Raw genomic sequence first — 16,542 nt, forward strand, 5'->3', positions numbered from 1 at the left:
TTGTTGTCCCATCTCATCTTGACTTTCTTCCGATACTCCGTTTGGATCTCCCCATGTAATATGATTAATTAAATTACTAAGTATTAAAGAAGCAGCGAAAATCGTTCCACCCAAAATTGAACCTTCAGTTGCGTATTTGTATGCGCCATGTCCGAGTATCACGATTAACGATAAAACAATGATTACAAAAATAATCTTTTTAGTATTCAATATATAATTGCACCTCCACCATTGTCAAAAAATCTTTACAACCATAGTATAAAATTGGAAAATTTTCATGTCAAATACTTTTTACACGAAAAATGAATATTTGTGATATTTTGTTTAAAGGATGAAGAAAAAATTACATTACATTTGAATGTAAAAGAATGGGCTCGCATATATTTGGAAGGGATGTCAGATTAAATTAGGGGGTAGTTATGTCTATTCTTTTAAAAGCTGGTGCAGATGCAGGAAATAATGGTTTGAAGTTAATGGTGAAAGGGCAGGAACCTATTTTTATTCCGAGTATTTATTCTTTATATATAGGTGAGCCTACGGGGTTGTTAGATGAGAGTGATGTTTCATCGTCAGAATTAGAGAATCACATTGATGTGACCATTAGTTCTCCATCGCTAATGTTCAATAATGTACGATACATCGTTGGAGAAAAAGTGATTCAAGATCAATTAAAAGGTACTGAAGTGGAGAAGAAATCAAATAAATCTACTGATGAGTTGATGGTTATTACAATCCTTTCAGGATTAGCGATAAGTGCTATGCGTCAAAGTCCAACTTCAAGTCATATTAATATTCGTTATGATTTATCGGTGGCTCTTCCAATGCAACTTATTACACAGGAAATCGCTGCTGAAAATGCGAAACGGTATATGGGTAATCACAAGGTCATTTTTCATTATCCGAATGGGCGCGATGTTACGATTAATGTTTCTATTGAGTTTTGTAAATGTCTACCTGAAGGCGCTTCTGGGACGTGGGGGATTGTATATGATGAGGAAGGAAATGTTGTGAAACATAAAATAGAATGTGAACAAAATCAAGTTTCAGAAATTGATTTTGTAGATAAAACTTTATTGTCTTTTGATATTGGCGCGGGGACAACGGAAGAAGTTGTTTCATTAGGGGTAAATTTTCGTCCGCAATTAAGTAAAGGATTATCGTACGGTGTAAAAGAAACGTTACTACAAATTATTACGAGGTGGAATCGGAAATATCCTACGAAAACAATTGATAGTATTACAGAATTTAACCAAATTTATTTAAATGAAAAGCACCCAAGAAATGCATTGTTAGTTGAGGAATCACAACCAGCGTTTTTAGGTTTAGCAGCACGTGTCGCAACGGATATTATTAACAAAATTGATGATATGAAAGACGATCCATATGTATTTATTTATGGTGGGGGCGCAGTTATTATTAAAAATAGCTTAAAAATGATTTTGAAACAAAAAGGACGCTTGAAAAATGTAATTTTTGTAGATAACCCGTTATTTACAAATGCACGTGGGTTATTAGTATATACATGTTCGCCAAAATATAGAGAGCATAAGCAAAAAGAGTTAGGGTTTACAAACTTAACGATAAGTTAGTTGGTGGATGTATGCGATCTAGGCGATATAAACGTGGTGATCGAGTGAAAATTAATATTAATAAATCAGTATCGCCTGAAATGATTGCTTGGCTTAATAAACAATCTAATCCAACTAATTTCTTTTTCTTTGCAGCCCAGCAATTATTTAAACAAGTAGGAGATATTGATGTATCGAAAACCTTGCCAAGTAGCCATGTTTTTTCTTTATATGTAGAACCATCATCTCTATTAAAAGTTGAAATGAATCCGTTTAAAAACGTACCACTAGAAAATAGTAAATCCACCGGAAATGTAAAAAAAAAATCGTGGGAATCTGTTGATCAATTAGATTGCCCATTCTTTTGAACATAGAAAATCATAGGTAGAGCCCATCACTATACATATAAATGCAGTGATGGGCTTTTGTAATTGTATCACTATTTCTATTAGTTGTTTTTATCTTATATTTTAGATGTATGTTTTGAAACTGTTTTAATAATTTCGGCCCAGTCATCGGGATGATTCTCATGTCCTGAACCTTCAAGGGTTATTAGTTTTGCGTTCGGAATTTCATCAATAAGTGCGAGTCCATGTTCAAGTGGAAGAGCCGTATCGTCCGTACCATGAATTACTAAAGTAGGTACTAGTAATGACTTGAGTATACCTTCATAAGAATCATCACCTGTAAGGAGGGCATGGTTAAACATGCTTAATAAATTGTTAGCACGTTCTATTTCTTGCTTTACTTGTTTCAAAGTTCTTGCTTCATCAAATATACGCTTTGATCCACAGAGTAGACGTGATCCTGTAACTAAATATTTCGCTATAACATCTTTATTTGTCCAATCTAAATTCGCACCATTAGCATGATGTGTCAAAATTCTTTCGTCCATTGGAGGCAAATCACGAGTATTGTTATCAGATCCAATAACGCTTGTTGCTAGTAATGTTAAGGACAAAATTCTTTCTGGATGTTTTACTGCAGCAATTTGAGCAATCATACCTCCTAATGACATGCCCAGAAGGTGTGCCTTGTCAATATGATATGCATCGAGTACCCCGATTGCATCTTCAGCGAGGTCTGCTACAGTGTAATTGGAAGTCCCAGGTTCATATGTAACAGAGCGCCCAACATCACGGTTATCAAAGCGAATGACAAACCTTCCTGTACTAGCCAACCTTTCACAAAATTCTTCATCCCAATAAACCATTGAGCATGTAGCCCCCATAATTAATAAAATTGCTGGGTTATTAGGGTTACCAAAGCTTTCTGTACATATATCAATACCGTTTACCTTGAATACTTGCTCACTCATAGAACACTCTCCGTTCCAATTAAAGTTCATTACCAAATAAAGAAGGTATAACTTTGCGTTTTTCTTAACTGAAAATTAGATTGTATGAAAGTAAGGTAAATGTTTTTTGTACTCTGGACTCTTAGTTAGTAGAGTAACATACATAGCACTTCCAAATATATTTATTTTCAACCAAAACAAAATATTTCGAAAAATAATCGTAAGTGATTAAAATAAACAACAAGGAGGAGAGGAAATGAGAGCAATTGTTATTAATCAATATGGTAGTGTTGAAGAATTACAAGAAAGACAAGTTCCAAAGCCGGTTGTTAAATGTAATGAAGTATTAATACGCATACACGCAACATCTGTCAATCCTGTTGATTGGAAAATAAGAAAGGGAGACTTACAAGAAAAGTTGCGATTTTCATTTCCAATTACATTAGGATTAGATGTTGCTGGAGTAGTTGAAGAAGTTGGAGAAGATGTGGATTCTTTCAAAATAGGGGATAAAGTATTTACGAAACCTGAAAATATAGGAAAAGGCTCTTATGCTGAGTACATTACAGTAAAATCAGATTTAGTAGCTCACATGCCAAATAATCTTAGTTTTGAAGAAGCAGCATCTATACCCCTCGCAGGGCTTACAGCTTGGCAAAGCCTTGTAGATTATGCACAAATAAAAGAAAATGACCGAGTATTCATTCATGCTGGTGCTGGTGGAGTAGGAAGTATTGCAATTCAAATTGCGAAATCATTTGGAGCTTTTGTCGCAACAACTGCAAGTAGTAAAAATGAAGAATTTTTAAAGTCCTTAGGGGCTGATCTCGTTATTGACTATAAAAAAGATAAATTTGAAGAGTTACTACCAGATTTCGATATTGTATTAGATACAATTGGTGGAGAAGTACAAGAAAAAAGTTTTCAAGTTATTAAATCTGGTGGCGTCCTAATCTCTATCGTCCATGAACCGCTTCATGAAGTAAAGGGAATAAAATCAGGTTTTTTATGGTTAAAACCAAGTGGAAATCTATTAGACGAATTATCAGGTTTGATTCAGGCAGAAAAAATCAAACCAATCATTAGTAAAGTTGTACCGTTTAATGAAGAAGGAGTTAGAGAAGCTCATATTTTAAGTGAAAGTCAGCATACTAGAGGGAAAATTGTAATTAAAATGGAATGAACTTTACATAAATATGCGAGTGGTGACTGGATAAAATAAAGATTGTCCCCACTCGCATACACTATAATTTTTGAACGACATAAGTAATCGCATTCGTTTTTAATTTAATGCTTTTTCCGTTACGTACAATATCATACGATAAACTCTTTATTCCAACTTTTATTTTTTGCCATTCAGAATAAACGCTTTTTAGTGTCCATATCATTTCTTTAGTAGGAAGATTAATTTCAACTAACGCATCTAATTTTTGATTCGTTTCCAAGTCAATCTCTTGAATGTTAGAGTTGATTATTAAACAGTTAATACCGCCAATTTTCGTGCCAATTTTCATAGAGTGAAGCACTTTCTTAAAGTCTTCTTCTGATTTCACATGTTCTAAACTTGATACTGCAACGATGTAGTTATAAGTATTAAAGGGAATATAGTAGTCTTCAATTGCTGATTCTTCCGTTTTTATGTATTCAAATACACCATGTTCTTTGCTATAAATTTGTAACTTCTTTAAAGCTGAATCAAGTAGATCAACACAAGTAACAGTGCCGCCACTATTCATTATTTTTTGTGCAATCGGAATACTGTTTCTACCGACACCAGAGCCAAGGTCAAGTATTTGTAGGTCTTTCTGTCCTTCAAAATAGTTCAGCATGTTCATAACTATTTTAACAGGTTTATAAAGCCAAGATCCCGCTTCGAATAATTTATATTGTTCATAGCAAAGATCGTGATATTTCTTTTCTTCTTGTCTTATGTAATCGATTCTGTTCATAGTGTTTCAGCTCCAATAGTTTCATGGTGAAATGAGTAGGTTGGACAACCTTTAACATTTGTTTGAATTCGAAAAATACCACCAGCATGTGGATACTCTTTTAATCCGTCATCCGTCATTCTTGTTCTGGCTGTTGTAACATACAAATCTGTTAAATTAGGTCCTCCAAATGTACATGATGTTACATATAACGCTGGAATTGGAATACTTAATATTTGTTCTCCAGTAGAGGGATTCCATCTAGTTACTTTTGAACCTCCCCAATGTGCAATCCATAAACAACCTTCTTCATCAATTGTCATACCATCAGGTAGACCGTCATTTTCAGAAAAAATGATTACATCACTTGGATTACGAATTTCTCCAGTATATATATCATAATGATAGCGAACCACTTTTTTAGTAGGTGTATCTATAAAGTAAAGGTATGTATGATCAGATGACCAAGCGATTCCGTTTGAAGTATTCACATGTGAAACTTTTTTCTCTACGGTGAAATTATTATGTAAGCAATACAAGGAACCAGCTGCATTAATGCCGTATAAGTCTGTAGTGCCAGCCCAAAAACGGCCAGCTGGATCGCATTTCCCGTCATTAAAACGATTTTCTAATAAATGTGGTTCAGGATCATATATATGCGTAAGTTTTTCTGTATTTAGATTAAGAGAGTAAAAGCCTCTTTCCATAGCTAAAAGTACTATATTATCTAAATATGGAACAACGCAACCAATCTGTTGGTCAAAAGTTATCACTCGGTTTGTATTATTAACGGGATTATAAAGGCATAATTTCTTTTCAATAATATCAACCCAATATAAAATTTGTTTTTTCTCATTCCAGCAAGGGCCTTCAGCTAAGCTAGACTTTGCATCAACAATTAATTCTATATTTCTAATCAATATGATTCACCTCTATCCTATAAAGATACATATAAAATTCGATAAAAATGGAGGTAAACCTTTTGTTGGATTGAAATAAAGATGTACTTATAAAAAAGAATACCTTCTCAAATAATCCGAAAATAGCGTATAACTATGGGGAGGAAAATGCATATGATGTTTTATGAAATTATTTGCTTCTCATGTAAAAATGTATGTCGCGTATATGAAGGAAGTGAAAAGTATAAGCGATTTAAGGAGAAACGAAAAGGGGCATATTGTTGTGATGAGTGCAGTCACAAGATACAATTAGAAGCAATCAAACATTTTTTTTAGATAGTGAAAAAATGTTTGATTAACATGGGTTCAGAAAAATTTGACAATATATATATTATAAATTATCATATGTAAAAACTAATAATTAAAATGGTATTGAAGAGAAGAGTAGTTAAGAAAGAATACGTACAGAGAGCTCTGGTAGCTGAGAAAGAGCGGTATACATCTTAATGAAAAAAGACTTGGAGCTGCGCAAGGAACTAATTTATTTAGGGATGGTGCGACGGGTTCTCCCGTTATAGAGATAGGGTATAAGCATAGTTTGCCGTACCTGAAAAGGTTAATATGGTGACGTATTAACAAACTGAGGTGGTACCGCGAAGCTAATAACTCTCGTCCTCAAGATGAAAAATCTTGGGGGTGGGAGTTTTTTTGTTTTATAAAAACTGAAAATGTGAAAACAAAAAATACAATTGAGGTGAGTGGCATATGCATTGGGCATATGAAGTAGCACATGAATTAATTAGAAAACATCCAAATAAAGAAACTTTTGTTTGTGCATCTGGAATTAGTCCATCTGGTTCTGTTCATATTGGAAACTTCCGTGAAATAGTAACGACTTATTTCGTTGTAAAGGCACTTCAAGATTTAGGGAAGAAGACTCGTTTTATCTTTTCATGGGATGATTATGACAGGTTTAGAAAAGTTCCCCAAAATATTGATCCATCTTTTGCAAGGTATCTTGGTATGCCATACTCTGATATTCCAGATCCGTATGGATGTCATGACTCGTATGCAGAGCATTTTGAAAAAGAGTTTGAAAAATCGCTCCAAGCATTTGGAATTGAAGTAGAATTCATTTATCAACATGCTGAATATAGAAGCGGAAGGTATAACGGAAACATATTAGAGGCTTTGTATAAAAGGAAAGAAATATATGATATTTTCATGGATTTTAAAACAGGAGTACACCGAGAAGAAGATAGAGAAAACTTTTATCCAGTTACGATATATTGTGAGAGGTGCGGGAAAGATGCAACAACTATTACACATTTTGATGAAACATTAAAAACAGTTCGGTATGACTGTGAATGTGGAAATCAAAATGAATTATCGGTATTAAATACAAATAAAATGAAACTGAATTGGAAAATCGATTGGCCGATGAGATGGATGATAGAAGATGTTATTTTCGAACCGGGCGGAAGAGATCATTCATCGGAAACGGGTAGTTATAATGTATCAAAAGAAATTGCAAGGAAAATATTCAATTATGAAGCTCCTCATTACATTGCTTATGATTTCATTGGAATTAAAGGGCATCATGAAAAAATGTCCAGTTCTTTAGGGAATAGTATTACACCTAGCGACTTATTAAAAGTGTATTTATCAGAAGTAATTCTTTTTGTGTTTGCAAAATATAAGCCGGGCGCAGCTTTTCATATCGGCCTTGATGAAGATGTGATTCGAAATTATACAGAGTATGAACGACTGAAGGACAGTTATGAAAATAAAACGCTCAAAAATGAAGAGTTATTTGATGCAATTAAACTTTCTAGACTTGATAGCCGATTTAAAGAATATCCAAAGTTTAATCAAGTAGCAGGAACTTTACCGTTATTAAATTTTGATTCATCTATTTTACAAGATATATTAGAGAAAATAGATAGGAGCTATGGATTACCTGAAATGGTAGCGATAAGTAATCGTGCAGAGCATTGGATAAGAAACTTTCAATCTGAAAAATTAATTGCGGTAAATCAAGAGAAAAATACGGAGTTTTATAACACATTAGATGAAAGGCAGAAAAAATGGCTAGTAGAAGTTTGTAAAATACTTCGTTCTAATAAAGATTATTCTAACTTAATGGAACAATTGTATCCGATTTGTCATCATGAAAATAAAAAAATAATGAAAGAAAATCAAAAACAATTATTTACCATTATATATAGGCTCATTATGAATCAATCAAGTGGTCCACGTATACCTTTATTAATACATGTGGTAGGCGCCAGAAAATTCGTCACATTATTAGATTTCTAAAGTACATTAAAAAATAACGCAAGTACTCAAAAGAATAAGTACTTGCGTTGCTTAATTTTTGCTATCGTGAATACATTTTTGGGCATTCATCACCACGTGGTTCGTAAAAGCAATGGCTTTTAAATTGCCCTGCAAACGGCTGATTATACCACTCGGGTGGGCAAGCTCCGACTGGACGGAAATACCAAAGAGCCCATCGTGCTGGCCAGCGCCATTCACCTTGTAAAACTTTTCTTGCGATTTCTTTTTCTGATTCACGGGCACGTTGATAAAAGTATCCGTATTGAACCGCTTCGAATCCGCCAGGGCTTTGATATACTGCATCACGCACAGATCGAAGCTCTTTAAAATCTAAACAATCACAAAACACACGATTTACGACAACGCAGCCAACAAGTTGTTCACCTTGTCGTCCTTCGCCCTCAGCTTCAGCACGGATTAAACGTGCTAGTAAATCAACGTCACTTTCGTTGTATGGAATAAGGGGCATAGTGATACCACCTTTCTTTAGCTCTTATAGTAAAGATTGTATGTTTTAAAATAAGCTAAGTGCTTTTTTACATGAAAATATCTTTGAATTTCAAGAGGAACTTGTATGAATTAGAGCTAATTAGTTATAGAAGATAATAATGAAAAGGGAGAGGTAGTATGTATCGTATTCATAAAGAACATATCATTTATGCAATGTCACCAAATAATGAGCCATGTATAGAAGTAGACACTGGGAGTCGGATTGTATTTGAAACGTACGACTGCTTTGAAAATCAAATTGATTCGGAAAATGTCGTATTTCAAGAACTAGATTGGAATCGAATTAATCCAGCGACTGGCCCTGTATATATTAAAGGAGCAGAACCTGGTGATATATTAGTCGTAATGATTGAAAAGATTAAAATTTCAGAGCAGGGTGTTTTAACTACAGGTGCGAACCTTGGTGTAATGGGTAATGAGCTAAATGAAAATACAGTGAAAATTGTTCCAATCCAAAATGAGCATGTAATATTTTCGGATGAACTACAAATACCAATTAATCCGATGATTGGTGTCATTGGCACGGCCCCTAAAGAAGAGAGTATTTCATGCGGTACACCGCATAATCACGGTGGGAATATGGATTGTAAAGAGATAAAAGAAGGAACAACATTACTATTACCAGTCAATGTACCTGGGGCACTATTAGCGTTAGGTGATTTACATGCTGCGATGGGTGACGGTGAAATTGGTGTAAGTGGAGTCGAAGTCGCTGGGGAAGTAACTGTAACAGTTCAAATTATAAAAGGAAAGCAATGGCCACTACCGATGGCTATCCAAAAAGAAAAAATAATGACGATTGCTTCAGAGAAATTGTTAGACGATGCAGCGAATCGTGCTGTACATAATATGGTGACATTTTTACATGAAGAATTAGAAATGGCTAAAGCTGATGCAACTCTTTTATTATCAGCAGCGGGTAATTTAAAAGTTTGCCAAGTTGTGGATCCACTAAAAACGACACGGATGGAACTAAGAATGGACTATGTGGAGAAGCTGGGTTTTAATTGGAGTAAATTTAATATTAAATAAGAATAATAGTAGAAGGATGCTGTTTTATAAAAGTATCCTTTTTTAATTTACGGATTAAATAAAAAGAGGTAGTATTTATTTTGTATAAGTATATTTGAGATTGTGAATTAAAAGGAGTTCAATAATGGTCAAAATTATGATTGTAGAAGATGATATGAAAATTGCGGAGCTATTATCAACATATGTTGCGAAATATGGTTACCAAGGAATTATTGTATCGGATTTTCAAAATGTGTTAGACATATTTTTAGAAGAACAACCAGAGTTAGTTTTATTAGATATTAATTTACCAAGTTTTGATGGTTATTATTGGTGTCGTCAAATTCGTGCGGTTTCTACATGTCCGATTTTATTTATTTCGGCTCGCGAAGGTACGATGGATCAAGTTATGGCATTAGAAAATGGTGGCGATGATTTTATTTCGAAACCGTTCCACTATGAAGTTGTAATGGCGAAAATTCGTAGTCATTTAAGACGTGCTTACGGAGATTATGCACCGAAACTAGAAGAACGTATGGTTGAGCAACAAGGTCTTTGTTTATATCCCGAAAGACTTGTATTAAAGCTTAGAAACCAAGAAATTGATATAACGAGAAACGAAGCCATTTTATTAGAGATGTTAATGAAAAACTATCCACGTGTTGTGAGTAGAGAAGTGTTATTAAATAAATTATGGGATAGTGAATCCTATGTTGATGATAATACATTAAGTGTAAATACCACACGTGTGCGTAAAAAGTTAAAAACGTTACATATTGAAGGAGCAATTGAAACAATTCGTAGTGTTGGATATAGATTACATATTACTTGGGGTAATGGTATGGAAAAATGATAAAGCTGTTTATACGTGATCATATACCACTCATTTGTTTTACAGCAATCCAACTACTAGCTATATTCCTCGTATATTGGTTTGATGGGCATAACCACATTACAACGGCATTATATGCAATGTTTTTAGGTGCTTTTTTTATGATAAGTTATTTAGTTTTTCGTTACTTTACACATCGTTCTTTCTATGAACGCTTAGCAAATCCGATGCAATCTTTGGATGAATCTGTTCAAAAATCTGATTTTGCAGTTTTGTCTACTGCTCTCCAAGATCTGCTCGAGGTGCAATATCGCCATTATCAAAATCAGCTCCAGTTACAAGAGAGAAAAAATAATGATCATTTAACCTTTATGAATCAGTGGATTCATCAAATGAAAACACCTTTATCTGTAATAGAATTAATTACACAGGATGAAGTGGATTCACGTTTTGAAAGTATTAATGAGGAAACAGATAGGTTGAAAAAGGGGTTAGAGATGGCTTTGTATGTCGCGCGTTTAGAAGCATTTACACAAGATTTTTATGTAGAAAGAGTACAACTACATAAAATAGTGAATGATTCCGTGCATGAACATAAACGCTTTTTCATTCGGAATTTTGTATATCCAGAGCTTGAAATTGACAAGGGTATTACTGTAGAAAGTGATGCGAAATGGTTACAATTTTTAATTGGACAAATTATATCAAATGCGATTAAATATTCATCAGGTAGTAGAGAAAAGATTAAAGTGAAAGCATGTAAGGAAGGTAATACAGTCGTACTTGAAATTATTGATAGTGGCGTAGGGATACCGAAGCAAGATTTACCAAGAGTATTTAAACCTTTCTTTACAGGAGAAAACGGTAGAGATTTTAAAGAATCAACAGGAATGGGGCTATATCTTGTATATGAAATTACAAAACAATTAGGACATAGTGTGGAAATCCATTCAGAAGTTGGTAAAGGTACCGTTGTACGAATTAAATTTTGTAATGTGTAAAAGTGATTTAGGCTAAGGAACTTTGGAGATAAGCTTTTTAGCCTTGTTTTGTACCACAAATATAACGAACATATGAGTTTTATAGTTTCTGTACCTGTAAAGGAAGATGAGTATGCAGAAAGATTTGCGCAACGTGGAGCAATGGACTTTTACGAATATACAGAGGGACAAGTGCAGAATATGAATGTTGAATTCATCGTAGGTTTTTGGGGAGAGTCAGCAATAAATTTGAAAAAGCTAAATGGAATTTGAACAAAAGCGTTAGTTTAATATGTAATAAAAAATACCCTCTTTCAATGTGAGGGCATATGAGTGAACGTGTCCTATATCCATATTATATGCTTACCTTATTAAATAGTAACAGGGCTAATAAGAAAAAGAGCAACTAGCAAAAGCTAATTGCTCATCTTCAAGGGAGAGTGGAGAAATACAATCATGTCACCCTTGTATTTGACAGAATATTAAGTTTTACTATAGTTGTTCAAACGTAGTTAAAGAAAGAATATAGCATACCACATCGATACTAATAAAAACCATCCGTGTCTCTCTGTTCTTTATATTATTCGCAAATAGTTCCGGTTGCTATCCCAGTTGGAGCAGTACCTACTGGGATAGTATCGATAACGGTATTAGTAATAATATCAATAACAGAAACAGTATTACTAGCTTGATTTGTAACATAGGCACGAGTCCCATCTGGTATGATGGTTACTTGATCAGGAGATAGTGCAACAGGAATGATATCAATTACAGTGTTTGTCAACGTACTTATTACAGAAACAGTATTACTAACTTTATTCACAACGTAAATCCGAGTTCCATCCGGTGTAATAGCTATACCAACAGGCTCGACGCCTACGTTAATTGTAGTAATAACTGTATCAGTAAAAGTATCAATAACAGAAACAGTATTACTAGCTTGATTTGTGACGTAAGCAAGAGTTCCATCTGGTGTAAAGACAATTATTCTAGGGCGGATGCCGACAGGGATAGTAGCGATAACTGTATTGGTAGCAGTATCAATAACGGAAATTGTATTACTTAATTCGTTTGCAACATAAGCAAGAGTACCAATGGGATTAAATGTGATTCCTTGTGGATTGATTCCAACAGGGATAGTAGCAACAACTGCGTTGGTTGCGGCATTAATAACAGAAACAGTATTACTACCATGATTTCCAATATAAACAGTTGTTCCATCTGGAGAAACAGCTACACCAATTGGATTGATTCCAACAGGAATGGTAGTAACAACTGTGTTGGTTGCGGTATCAATAACAGAAACAGTATTAGAAAAAATGTTTGAAACATAAGCACGAGTCCCATTAGGTGATACTGCTACTTCAAGTGGAGCATTTCCTACAGTAATAGTAGCGACAACTGTATTTGTACCAGAATTAATAACAGAAACAGTATCATTTGTTGGATCATCAATGGCTCCGGCGTTTGTAGCATAAACAAGGAAATTACATACAGGACCAGTTGGGCACTCACATTCTCCTGGTGGCCCTTGAATACCTTGCACGCCTTGTGGTCCAATAGGTCCTTCAGGTCCTTCAGTTCCCTGAATACCTTGCACGCCTTGTGATCCAGTAGGTCCTTCAGGTCCTTCAGGTCCTTGAATACCTTGCACACCTTGTGATCCAGTAGGTCCTTCGGGCCCTTCAGTTCCCTGAATACCTTGCACACCTTGTGGTCCAGTAGGTCCTGGCGGCCCAGGAACTCCCATTCCTGTCCCCGAACCAGTCGGTCCTGGCGGCCCAGGAACTCCCTGAATACCTTGCACGCCTTGTGGTCCAGTAGGTCCTTCAGGTCCTTCAGTTCCCTGAATACCTTGCACACCTTGTGGTCCAGTAGGTCCAGTAGGTCCTTCAGTTCCCTGAATACCTTGCACGCCTTGTGATCCAGTAGGTCCTTCGGGTCCTTCAGTTCCCTGAATACCTTGCACACCCTGCGGTCCAGTCGGTCCAGTAATGCTTAATAGTGAACTATTCAAGACTCCTTGTAAAATTAAGTTAAATATCTGCTGTAACAAGGGAGTCGAAATATTTGAACAACTAATAAGAGAAGACAAGTTTTTGAATAGAAATTGGAATAATGCTGATATTTGAGTGAGAGATGCATTGGGTATGGAACTGATTAATTTTTGTATGGTTTGTAGAACTAATTCTTTTTGGGGAGTATTTGGATGTACTGTTGTTAATAAATCATATACTGCTTGTAACGCTGATTGAAGAACGTGTGCAGTTGTCAGATTGGGTTTTGTGAAAAAGGAAAGAATAGCTTGATTTAACAAGCTTAGTACTTGTAATAATTCTTGTTGTTGAGCAAACGAAAAGAAAACAGGTGTGCAACAATTATTGTTATCACAAGAGGAAACAAAAGAAAAACAAGGTTGTTGGAATTTTTCACACGGATCCGATGACTTGGATTTTTTGTTAGAACTCATAAAAAACTTCCTTTCGCAAACTTATTTCATTATAAAATTCTTCTTTGGAGTTTAGATTTGTTTTTTGTTGGAAATATTTGCGTGTTAATAATTATTTAATGTAGGAGATTCAAAAATGGTTTCCTTTTTTAAAGTATATGTGAAAAAAATGAGAAGTTCTTATGAAGATAAATCCAGTATTTAGGTATTGATAGGATAACGCAATCATCGGAGGGAAAGCAATTGTTATAAAGTTAGAAATAGTTCATTTGAATTATGAGAAGATACTCCAAAGCAGTCAAAGTTAAATTTCATTTTGTAGTAGTTTTATTGCCAGAGGAAGTTAACGTTTCAATTAAAGGGATATTTTGTAAAGCGTTTTCAACTAAAAAGGTGGGGACTTATATGAATCTTGAGAGAGACAGATTATTTTTGGAGATAGCCAGAAAAGGCGCTAAAAGAAAACATATATCCAGTAGGAGCAGTTATTATTGATGAAAATTATAATGTCATTGCAAAAGGCCGAAATAGAGTGCATCCACAAAAAGACGTAACAGCTCATGCAGCGATAGATGCTATTCGCAATACAGGACAAGCAATGTTTGATACGGAAATGAAAAATTCGCTATTTTCAGCTAAATGATTTGTAGTAATAAAAGAGAATTCTTTGTTAGTTGTTAATGGTAGGGGGTATTGTAATGGATATTCGAAAAATGAGATATTTCATAACAGTGGCAGAAGAATTAAACTTTAGTCGTGCGGCAGAACGTCTTATGATGGCACAACCGCCTTTAAGCCAAGAAATTCGAAAGTTGGAAGAAGAATTAGGAGTTCAACTTTTTCATCGAACAAAAAGAATGGTTGAACTTACTGACGCGGGGAAAATATTTTTAGAAGGTGCGCGGCAAACGTTACTGCAGGTAGATAGAACCATTAAAGAAACACAGCTCGCGAATGAAGGGAAAACCGGACATTTAATCATTGGTTTTGTTGATTCTACAGAAACAGTTATAGACATATTAAAAACATTTCGAGAACGGTATCCTAAAATTCAGCTCATATTACGTGAGATGACAACAGACCAGCAAATAAAAGCGCTATATGAAAAACAAATTCATATTGGATTTATTCGTTCCAAGCAGAATAATGAAATATTAGCTTCCGAAGTTTGTTCTGAAGAATGTTTAAAATTAGTTTTGCATCAAGATCATCCTTTAGTTTCGTTACCTAACATTTCAATGAAATCATTAGTTGATGAACCATTTATTTTATTTCCTCGTCATTTCGGTACTAACTTTTATGATTTAATTATTAGTTACTTTTGGGAACATGGAGTAAGTTTAAATATTGTTCAAGAGGCAATCCAAATGCAAACGATTGTGAATTTAGTTGCAGCAGGAATGGGGATTTCTGTCGTTCCATCATCGGTGGAAAGTTATAAAAAATCGGGTGTCATGTATAAAGACATTCAAGAAAATACACCGAAAATAAATTTATATGTTGGATGGAGACAAGATGAAAAGTCTGTCGTGTTAGAGAACTTCTTAACTGTTGTTAGAGAGGTTTATGCGACTTCACAATTTGAATTTGAAAAGTAAAAGCCCATCTTGATAGGATGGGCAGTGGGAATTTGGAAAGGGAAACTTCTATTTTTATTTTAAAGTCACTGATGATTCAACCTGTTTTACTCGGATCGTACTCAATGAAACCTTTTAGTACACCATCAATTTGATCCATAATTTCAGGTTGTAATTTAACACTAGACGCAATTACGTTTTCTCTTATTTGCTCCGGATTTGATGCGCCAATAATTGCAGAGGAAACAGCTGGATTTTGTAGTACCCAAGCAACAGCGAGTTGAGATAAGGTAAGATTAGTTTCTTGCGCGATGGGATTAAGTTTCTGAATTGCAGTGAGTACATCATCACTCATCCAACGTTGCACGAGTTTTTGAAAAAATGGTTTACCAGCATCAGAGTTAGCACGTGATTGATTCGGTATTGGTTTACCAGGTTGATATTTTCCTGTGAGAATACCTTGTGCAAGGGGAGACCAAACAACTTGACCAAGTCCCTCACGTTGACATGTTGGTATTACATCAGTTTCAATAACTCGCCACAACATCGAATATTGAGGTTGGCTAGCGATGAGTGGAATGTTCAATTCTCGTGCAAGTGCTGCACCGCGGGTGATTTGTTCTGATGTCCACTCACTTACGCCTAAGTAAAGGACTTTACCTTGTCTTACAAGATCAGCAAAAGCTAACATCGTTTCTTCAAGGGGAGTTGTTGTATCAAATCTATGTGCATAATAGACATCAATGTAGTCTGTCTGCAACCGTTTTAATGATGCATTACAATTTTCTATAATATGTTTTCGCGATAATCCACGATCATTTTTTCCAGGTCCAGTCGGATGACATACTTTTGTACATAGTTCTATACTTTCTCGGCGTATACCTTTTAAAGATCGGCCAAGTACTTCCTCAGCGATAGTGTCCGAATAAACATCAGCAGTATCGAACGTTGTAATTCCGACATCTAGTGCGGCTTTCACACAATCATTTGCAGTATCTTCGTTTACTTTTCCACCATGGTTTATCCAGTTCCCATATGCAATCTTACTTACTGTTAATCCACTGTTTCCTAGTTTGCTAAATTCCATTGTAGAATCCCCCCTTAAAAATGATATCTTTATTATAAGAACTGAAATTTAATATGTATAATAT

16 protein-coding genes, 2 pseudogenes and 1 other annotated feature are annotated in these 16,542 nt (G+C 34.9%); of the genes and pseudogenes, 11 read left to right on the forward strand and 7 right to left on the reverse strand.

Annotation, left to right across the window (positions count from 1 at the left end; translation table 11 throughout):
- Positions 1-210 (reverse strand): annotated as a pseudogene (locus tag ACFWDE_RS26240) (hypothetical protein); the annotation flags it as partial.
- A 209-nt stretch (positions 211-419) separates the two neighbouring features.
- On the opposite strand from ACFWDE_RS26240, the gene ACFWDE_RS26245 reads away from it, so the two are divergent.
- The gene (locus tag ACFWDE_RS26245) at positions 420-1,589 is read left to right on the forward strand and encodes a ParM/StbA family protein (RefSeq protein WP_377895761.1); all 1,170 of its coding nucleotides are present in this window, start codon (positions 420-422) and stop codon (positions 1,587-1,589) included.
- A gap of 11 nt (positions 1,590-1,600) precedes the next feature.
- Entirely contained in the window at positions 1,601-1,936 is a 336-nt protein-coding gene (locus ACFWDE_RS26250) for a hypothetical protein (protein WP_377895764.1), read from the forward strand.
- A 95-nt stretch (positions 1,937-2,031) separates the two neighbouring features.
- Here the strand turns inward: ACFWDE_RS26250 and mleBCA are convergent, their stop codons facing one another.
- Entirely contained in the window at positions 2,032-2,886 is an 855-nt protein-coding gene (mleBCA, locus tag ACFWDE_RS26255; RefSeq protein WP_377895766.1) for a BCA family alpha/beta fold macrolide esterase, read from the reverse strand.
- 235 nt (positions 2,887-3,121) lie between these two features.
- On the opposite strand from mleBCA, the gene ACFWDE_RS26260 reads away from it, so the two are divergent.
- Entirely contained in the window at positions 3,122-4,048 is a 927-nt protein-coding gene (locus ACFWDE_RS26260; RefSeq protein ID WP_377895768.1) for an NADP-dependent oxidoreductase, read from the forward strand.
- A 61-nt stretch (positions 4,049-4,109) separates the two neighbouring features.
- Here the strand turns inward: ACFWDE_RS26260 and ACFWDE_RS26265 are convergent, their stop codons facing one another.
- Together ACFWDE_RS26265 and ACFWDE_RS26270 are read right to left on the reverse strand one after the other, a co-directional pair.
- Positions 4,110-4,814 carry a class I SAM-dependent methyltransferase gene (locus tag ACFWDE_RS26265; protein WP_377895770.1) on the reverse strand — a complete coding sequence of 235 codons (705 nt, stop codon included), beginning with the start codon at positions 4,812-4,814 and terminating at the stop codon, positions 4,110-4,112.
- Positions 4,811-5,713: an SMP-30/gluconolactonase/LRE family protein gene (locus ACFWDE_RS26270; RefSeq protein ID WP_377895774.1), complete on the reverse strand. Its 903-nt coding sequence runs from the start codon at positions 5,711-5,713 to the stop codon at positions 4,811-4,813. The genes ACFWDE_RS26265 and ACFWDE_RS26270 overlap by 4 nt, the downstream gene beginning before the upstream one ends.
- Before the next feature lie 147 nt (positions 5,714-5,860).
- On the opposite strand from ACFWDE_RS26270, the gene ACFWDE_RS26275 reads away from it, so the two are divergent.
- On the forward strand, positions 5,861-6,028 hold the full coding sequence (locus ACFWDE_RS26275; RefSeq protein ID WP_377895777.1) for a DUF2197 domain-containing protein: 168 nt from the start codon (positions 5,861-5,863) through the stop codon (positions 6,026-6,028).
- Positions 6,029-6,115: 87 nt separating this feature from the next.
- Positions 6,116-6,372, forward strand: a binding site (T-box leader).
- 85 nt (positions 6,373-6,457) lie between these two features.
- The gene (gene lysS / locus ACFWDE_RS26280; protein WP_377895780.1) at positions 6,458-8,011 is read left to right on the forward strand and encodes a lysine--tRNA ligase; all 1,554 of its coding nucleotides are present in this window, start codon (positions 6,458-6,460) and stop codon (positions 8,009-8,011) included.
- A gap of 61 nt (positions 8,012-8,072) precedes the next feature.
- Here lysS and ACFWDE_RS26285 read toward each other — a convergent pair whose 3' ends face one another.
- A complete protein-coding gene (locus ACFWDE_RS26285) occupies positions 8,073-8,501 on the reverse strand; it encodes a cell wall hydrolase (RefSeq protein WP_001128405.1) in 429 nt (142 codons plus the stop codon).
- A 158-nt stretch (positions 8,502-8,659) separates the two neighbouring features.
- On the opposite strand from ACFWDE_RS26285, the gene ACFWDE_RS26290 reads away from it, so the two are divergent.
- The 4 genes from ACFWDE_RS26290 to ACFWDE_RS26305 all read left to right on the forward strand — a co-directional run bounded on the left by ACFWDE_RS26290 (position 8,660) and on the right by ACFWDE_RS26305 (position 11,638).
- Positions 8,660-9,574, forward strand: a complete 915-nt coding sequence (locus ACFWDE_RS26290) for an acetamidase/formamidase family protein (protein ID WP_377895783.1) — start codon at positions 8,660-8,662, stop codon at positions 9,572-9,574.
- Positions 9,575-9,698: 124 nt separating this feature from the next.
- Entirely contained in the window at positions 9,699-10,406 is a 708-nt protein-coding gene (locus ACFWDE_RS26295; RefSeq protein ID WP_377895786.1) for a response regulator transcription factor, read from the forward strand.
- Entirely contained in the window at positions 10,403-11,386 is a 984-nt protein-coding gene (locus ACFWDE_RS26300; RefSeq protein ID WP_219921045.1) for a sensor histidine kinase, read from the forward strand. Before ACFWDE_RS26295 ends, ACFWDE_RS26300 begins: the two co-directional genes overlap by 4 nt.
- 72 nt (positions 11,387-11,458) lie before the next feature.
- Entirely contained in the window at positions 11,459-11,638 is a 180-nt protein-coding gene (locus ACFWDE_RS26305) for a hypothetical protein (protein ID WP_219918882.1), read from the forward strand.
- A gap of 307 nt (positions 11,639-11,945) precedes the next feature.
- Here ACFWDE_RS26305 and ACFWDE_RS26310 read toward each other — a convergent pair whose 3' ends face one another.
- Positions 11,946-13,835 (reverse strand): YVTN family beta-propeller repeat protein, encoded by a 1,890-nt coding sequence (locus tag ACFWDE_RS26310; RefSeq protein ID WP_377895789.1) that lies wholly within the window; start codon positions 13,833-13,835, stop codon positions 11,946-11,948.
- Between the two features lie 384 nt (positions 13,836-14,219).
- Here ACFWDE_RS26310 and ACFWDE_RS26315 point away from each other — a divergent pair.
- Together ACFWDE_RS26315 and ACFWDE_RS26320 are read left to right on the forward strand one after the other, a co-directional pair.
- Positions 14,220-14,448: pseudogene (locus tag ACFWDE_RS26315) on the forward strand (cytidine/deoxycytidylate deaminase family protein); the annotation flags it as partial.
- A gap of 64 nt (positions 14,449-14,512) precedes the next feature.
- Positions 14,513-15,412 carry a LysR substrate-binding domain-containing protein gene (locus ACFWDE_RS26320; RefSeq protein ID WP_002065604.1) on the forward strand — a complete coding sequence of 300 codons (900 nt, stop codon included), beginning with the start codon at positions 14,513-14,515 and terminating at the stop codon, positions 15,410-15,412.
- A 76-nt stretch (positions 15,413-15,488) separates the two neighbouring features.
- Here ACFWDE_RS26320 and ACFWDE_RS26325 read toward each other — a convergent pair whose 3' ends face one another.
- Positions 15,489-16,478: an aldo/keto reductase family protein gene (locus ACFWDE_RS26325; protein WP_377895793.1), complete on the reverse strand. Its 990-nt coding sequence runs from the start codon at positions 16,476-16,478 to the stop codon at positions 15,489-15,491.
- Positions 16,479-16,542: the final 64 nt, after the last annotated feature.

The sequence above is a fragment of the Bacillus sp. NPDC060175 genome (genome assembly GCF_042728695.1).
Classification (GTDB): domain Bacteria; phylum Bacillota; class Bacilli; order Bacillales; family Bacillaceae_G; genus Bacillus_A.

Excerpts from the sequence above, each read along its gene's own strand:
- ACFWDE_RS26285 (WP_001128405.1), bottom strand. The coding sequence starts at position 8,501 with ATGCCCCTTATTCCATACAACGAAAGTGACGTTGATTTACTAGCACGT.
- ACFWDE_RS26245 (WP_377895761.1), top strand. The coding sequence starts at position 420 with ATGTCTATTCTTTTAAAAGCTGGTGCAGATGCAGGAAATAATGGTTTG.
- ACFWDE_RS26325 (WP_377895793.1), bottom strand. The coding sequence starts at position 16,478 with ATGGAATTTAGCAAACTAGGAAACAGTGGATTAACAGTAAGTAAGATT.
- ACFWDE_RS26320 (WP_002065604.1), top strand. The coding sequence starts at position 14,513 with ATGGATATTCGAAAAATGAGATATTTCATAACAGTGGCAGAAGAATTA.
- ACFWDE_RS26310 (WP_377895789.1), bottom strand. The coding sequence starts at position 13,835 with ATGAGTTCTAACAAAAAATCCAAGTCATCGGATCCGTGTGAAAAATTC.
- ACFWDE_RS26295 (WP_377895786.1), top strand. The coding sequence starts at position 9,699 with ATGGTCAAAATTATGATTGTAGAAGATGATATGAAAATTGCGGAGCTA.
- ACFWDE_RS26290 (WP_377895783.1), top strand. The coding sequence starts at position 8,660 with ATGTATCGTATTCATAAAGAACATATCATTTATGCAATGTCACCAAAT.
- ACFWDE_RS26300 (WP_219921045.1), top strand. The coding sequence starts at position 10,403 with ATGATAAAGCTGTTTATACGTGATCATATACCACTCATTTGTTTTACA.
- ACFWDE_RS26305 (WP_219918882.1), top strand. The coding sequence starts at position 11,459 with ATGAGTTTTATAGTTTCTGTACCTGTAAAGGAAGATGAGTATGCAGAA.
- ACFWDE_RS26250 (WP_377895764.1), top strand. The coding sequence starts at position 1,601 with ATGCGATCTAGGCGATATAAACGTGGTGATCGAGTGAAAATTAATATT.
- lysS (WP_377895780.1), top strand. The coding sequence starts at position 6,458 with ATGCATTGGGCATATGAAGTAGCACATGAATTAATTAGAAAACATCCA.
- ACFWDE_RS26275 (WP_377895777.1), top strand. The coding sequence starts at position 5,861 with ATGCATATGATGTTTTATGAAATTATTTGCTTCTCATGTAAAAATGTA.
- mleBCA (WP_377895766.1), bottom strand. The coding sequence starts at position 2,886 with ATGAGTGAGCAAGTATTCAAGGTAAACGGTATTGATATATGTACAGAA.
- ACFWDE_RS26260 (WP_377895768.1), top strand. The coding sequence starts at position 3,122 with ATGAGAGCAATTGTTATTAATCAATATGGTAGTGTTGAAGAATTACAA.
- ACFWDE_RS26265 (WP_377895770.1), bottom strand. The coding sequence starts at position 4,814 with ATGAACAGAATCGATTACATAAGACAAGAAGAAAAGAAATATCACGAT.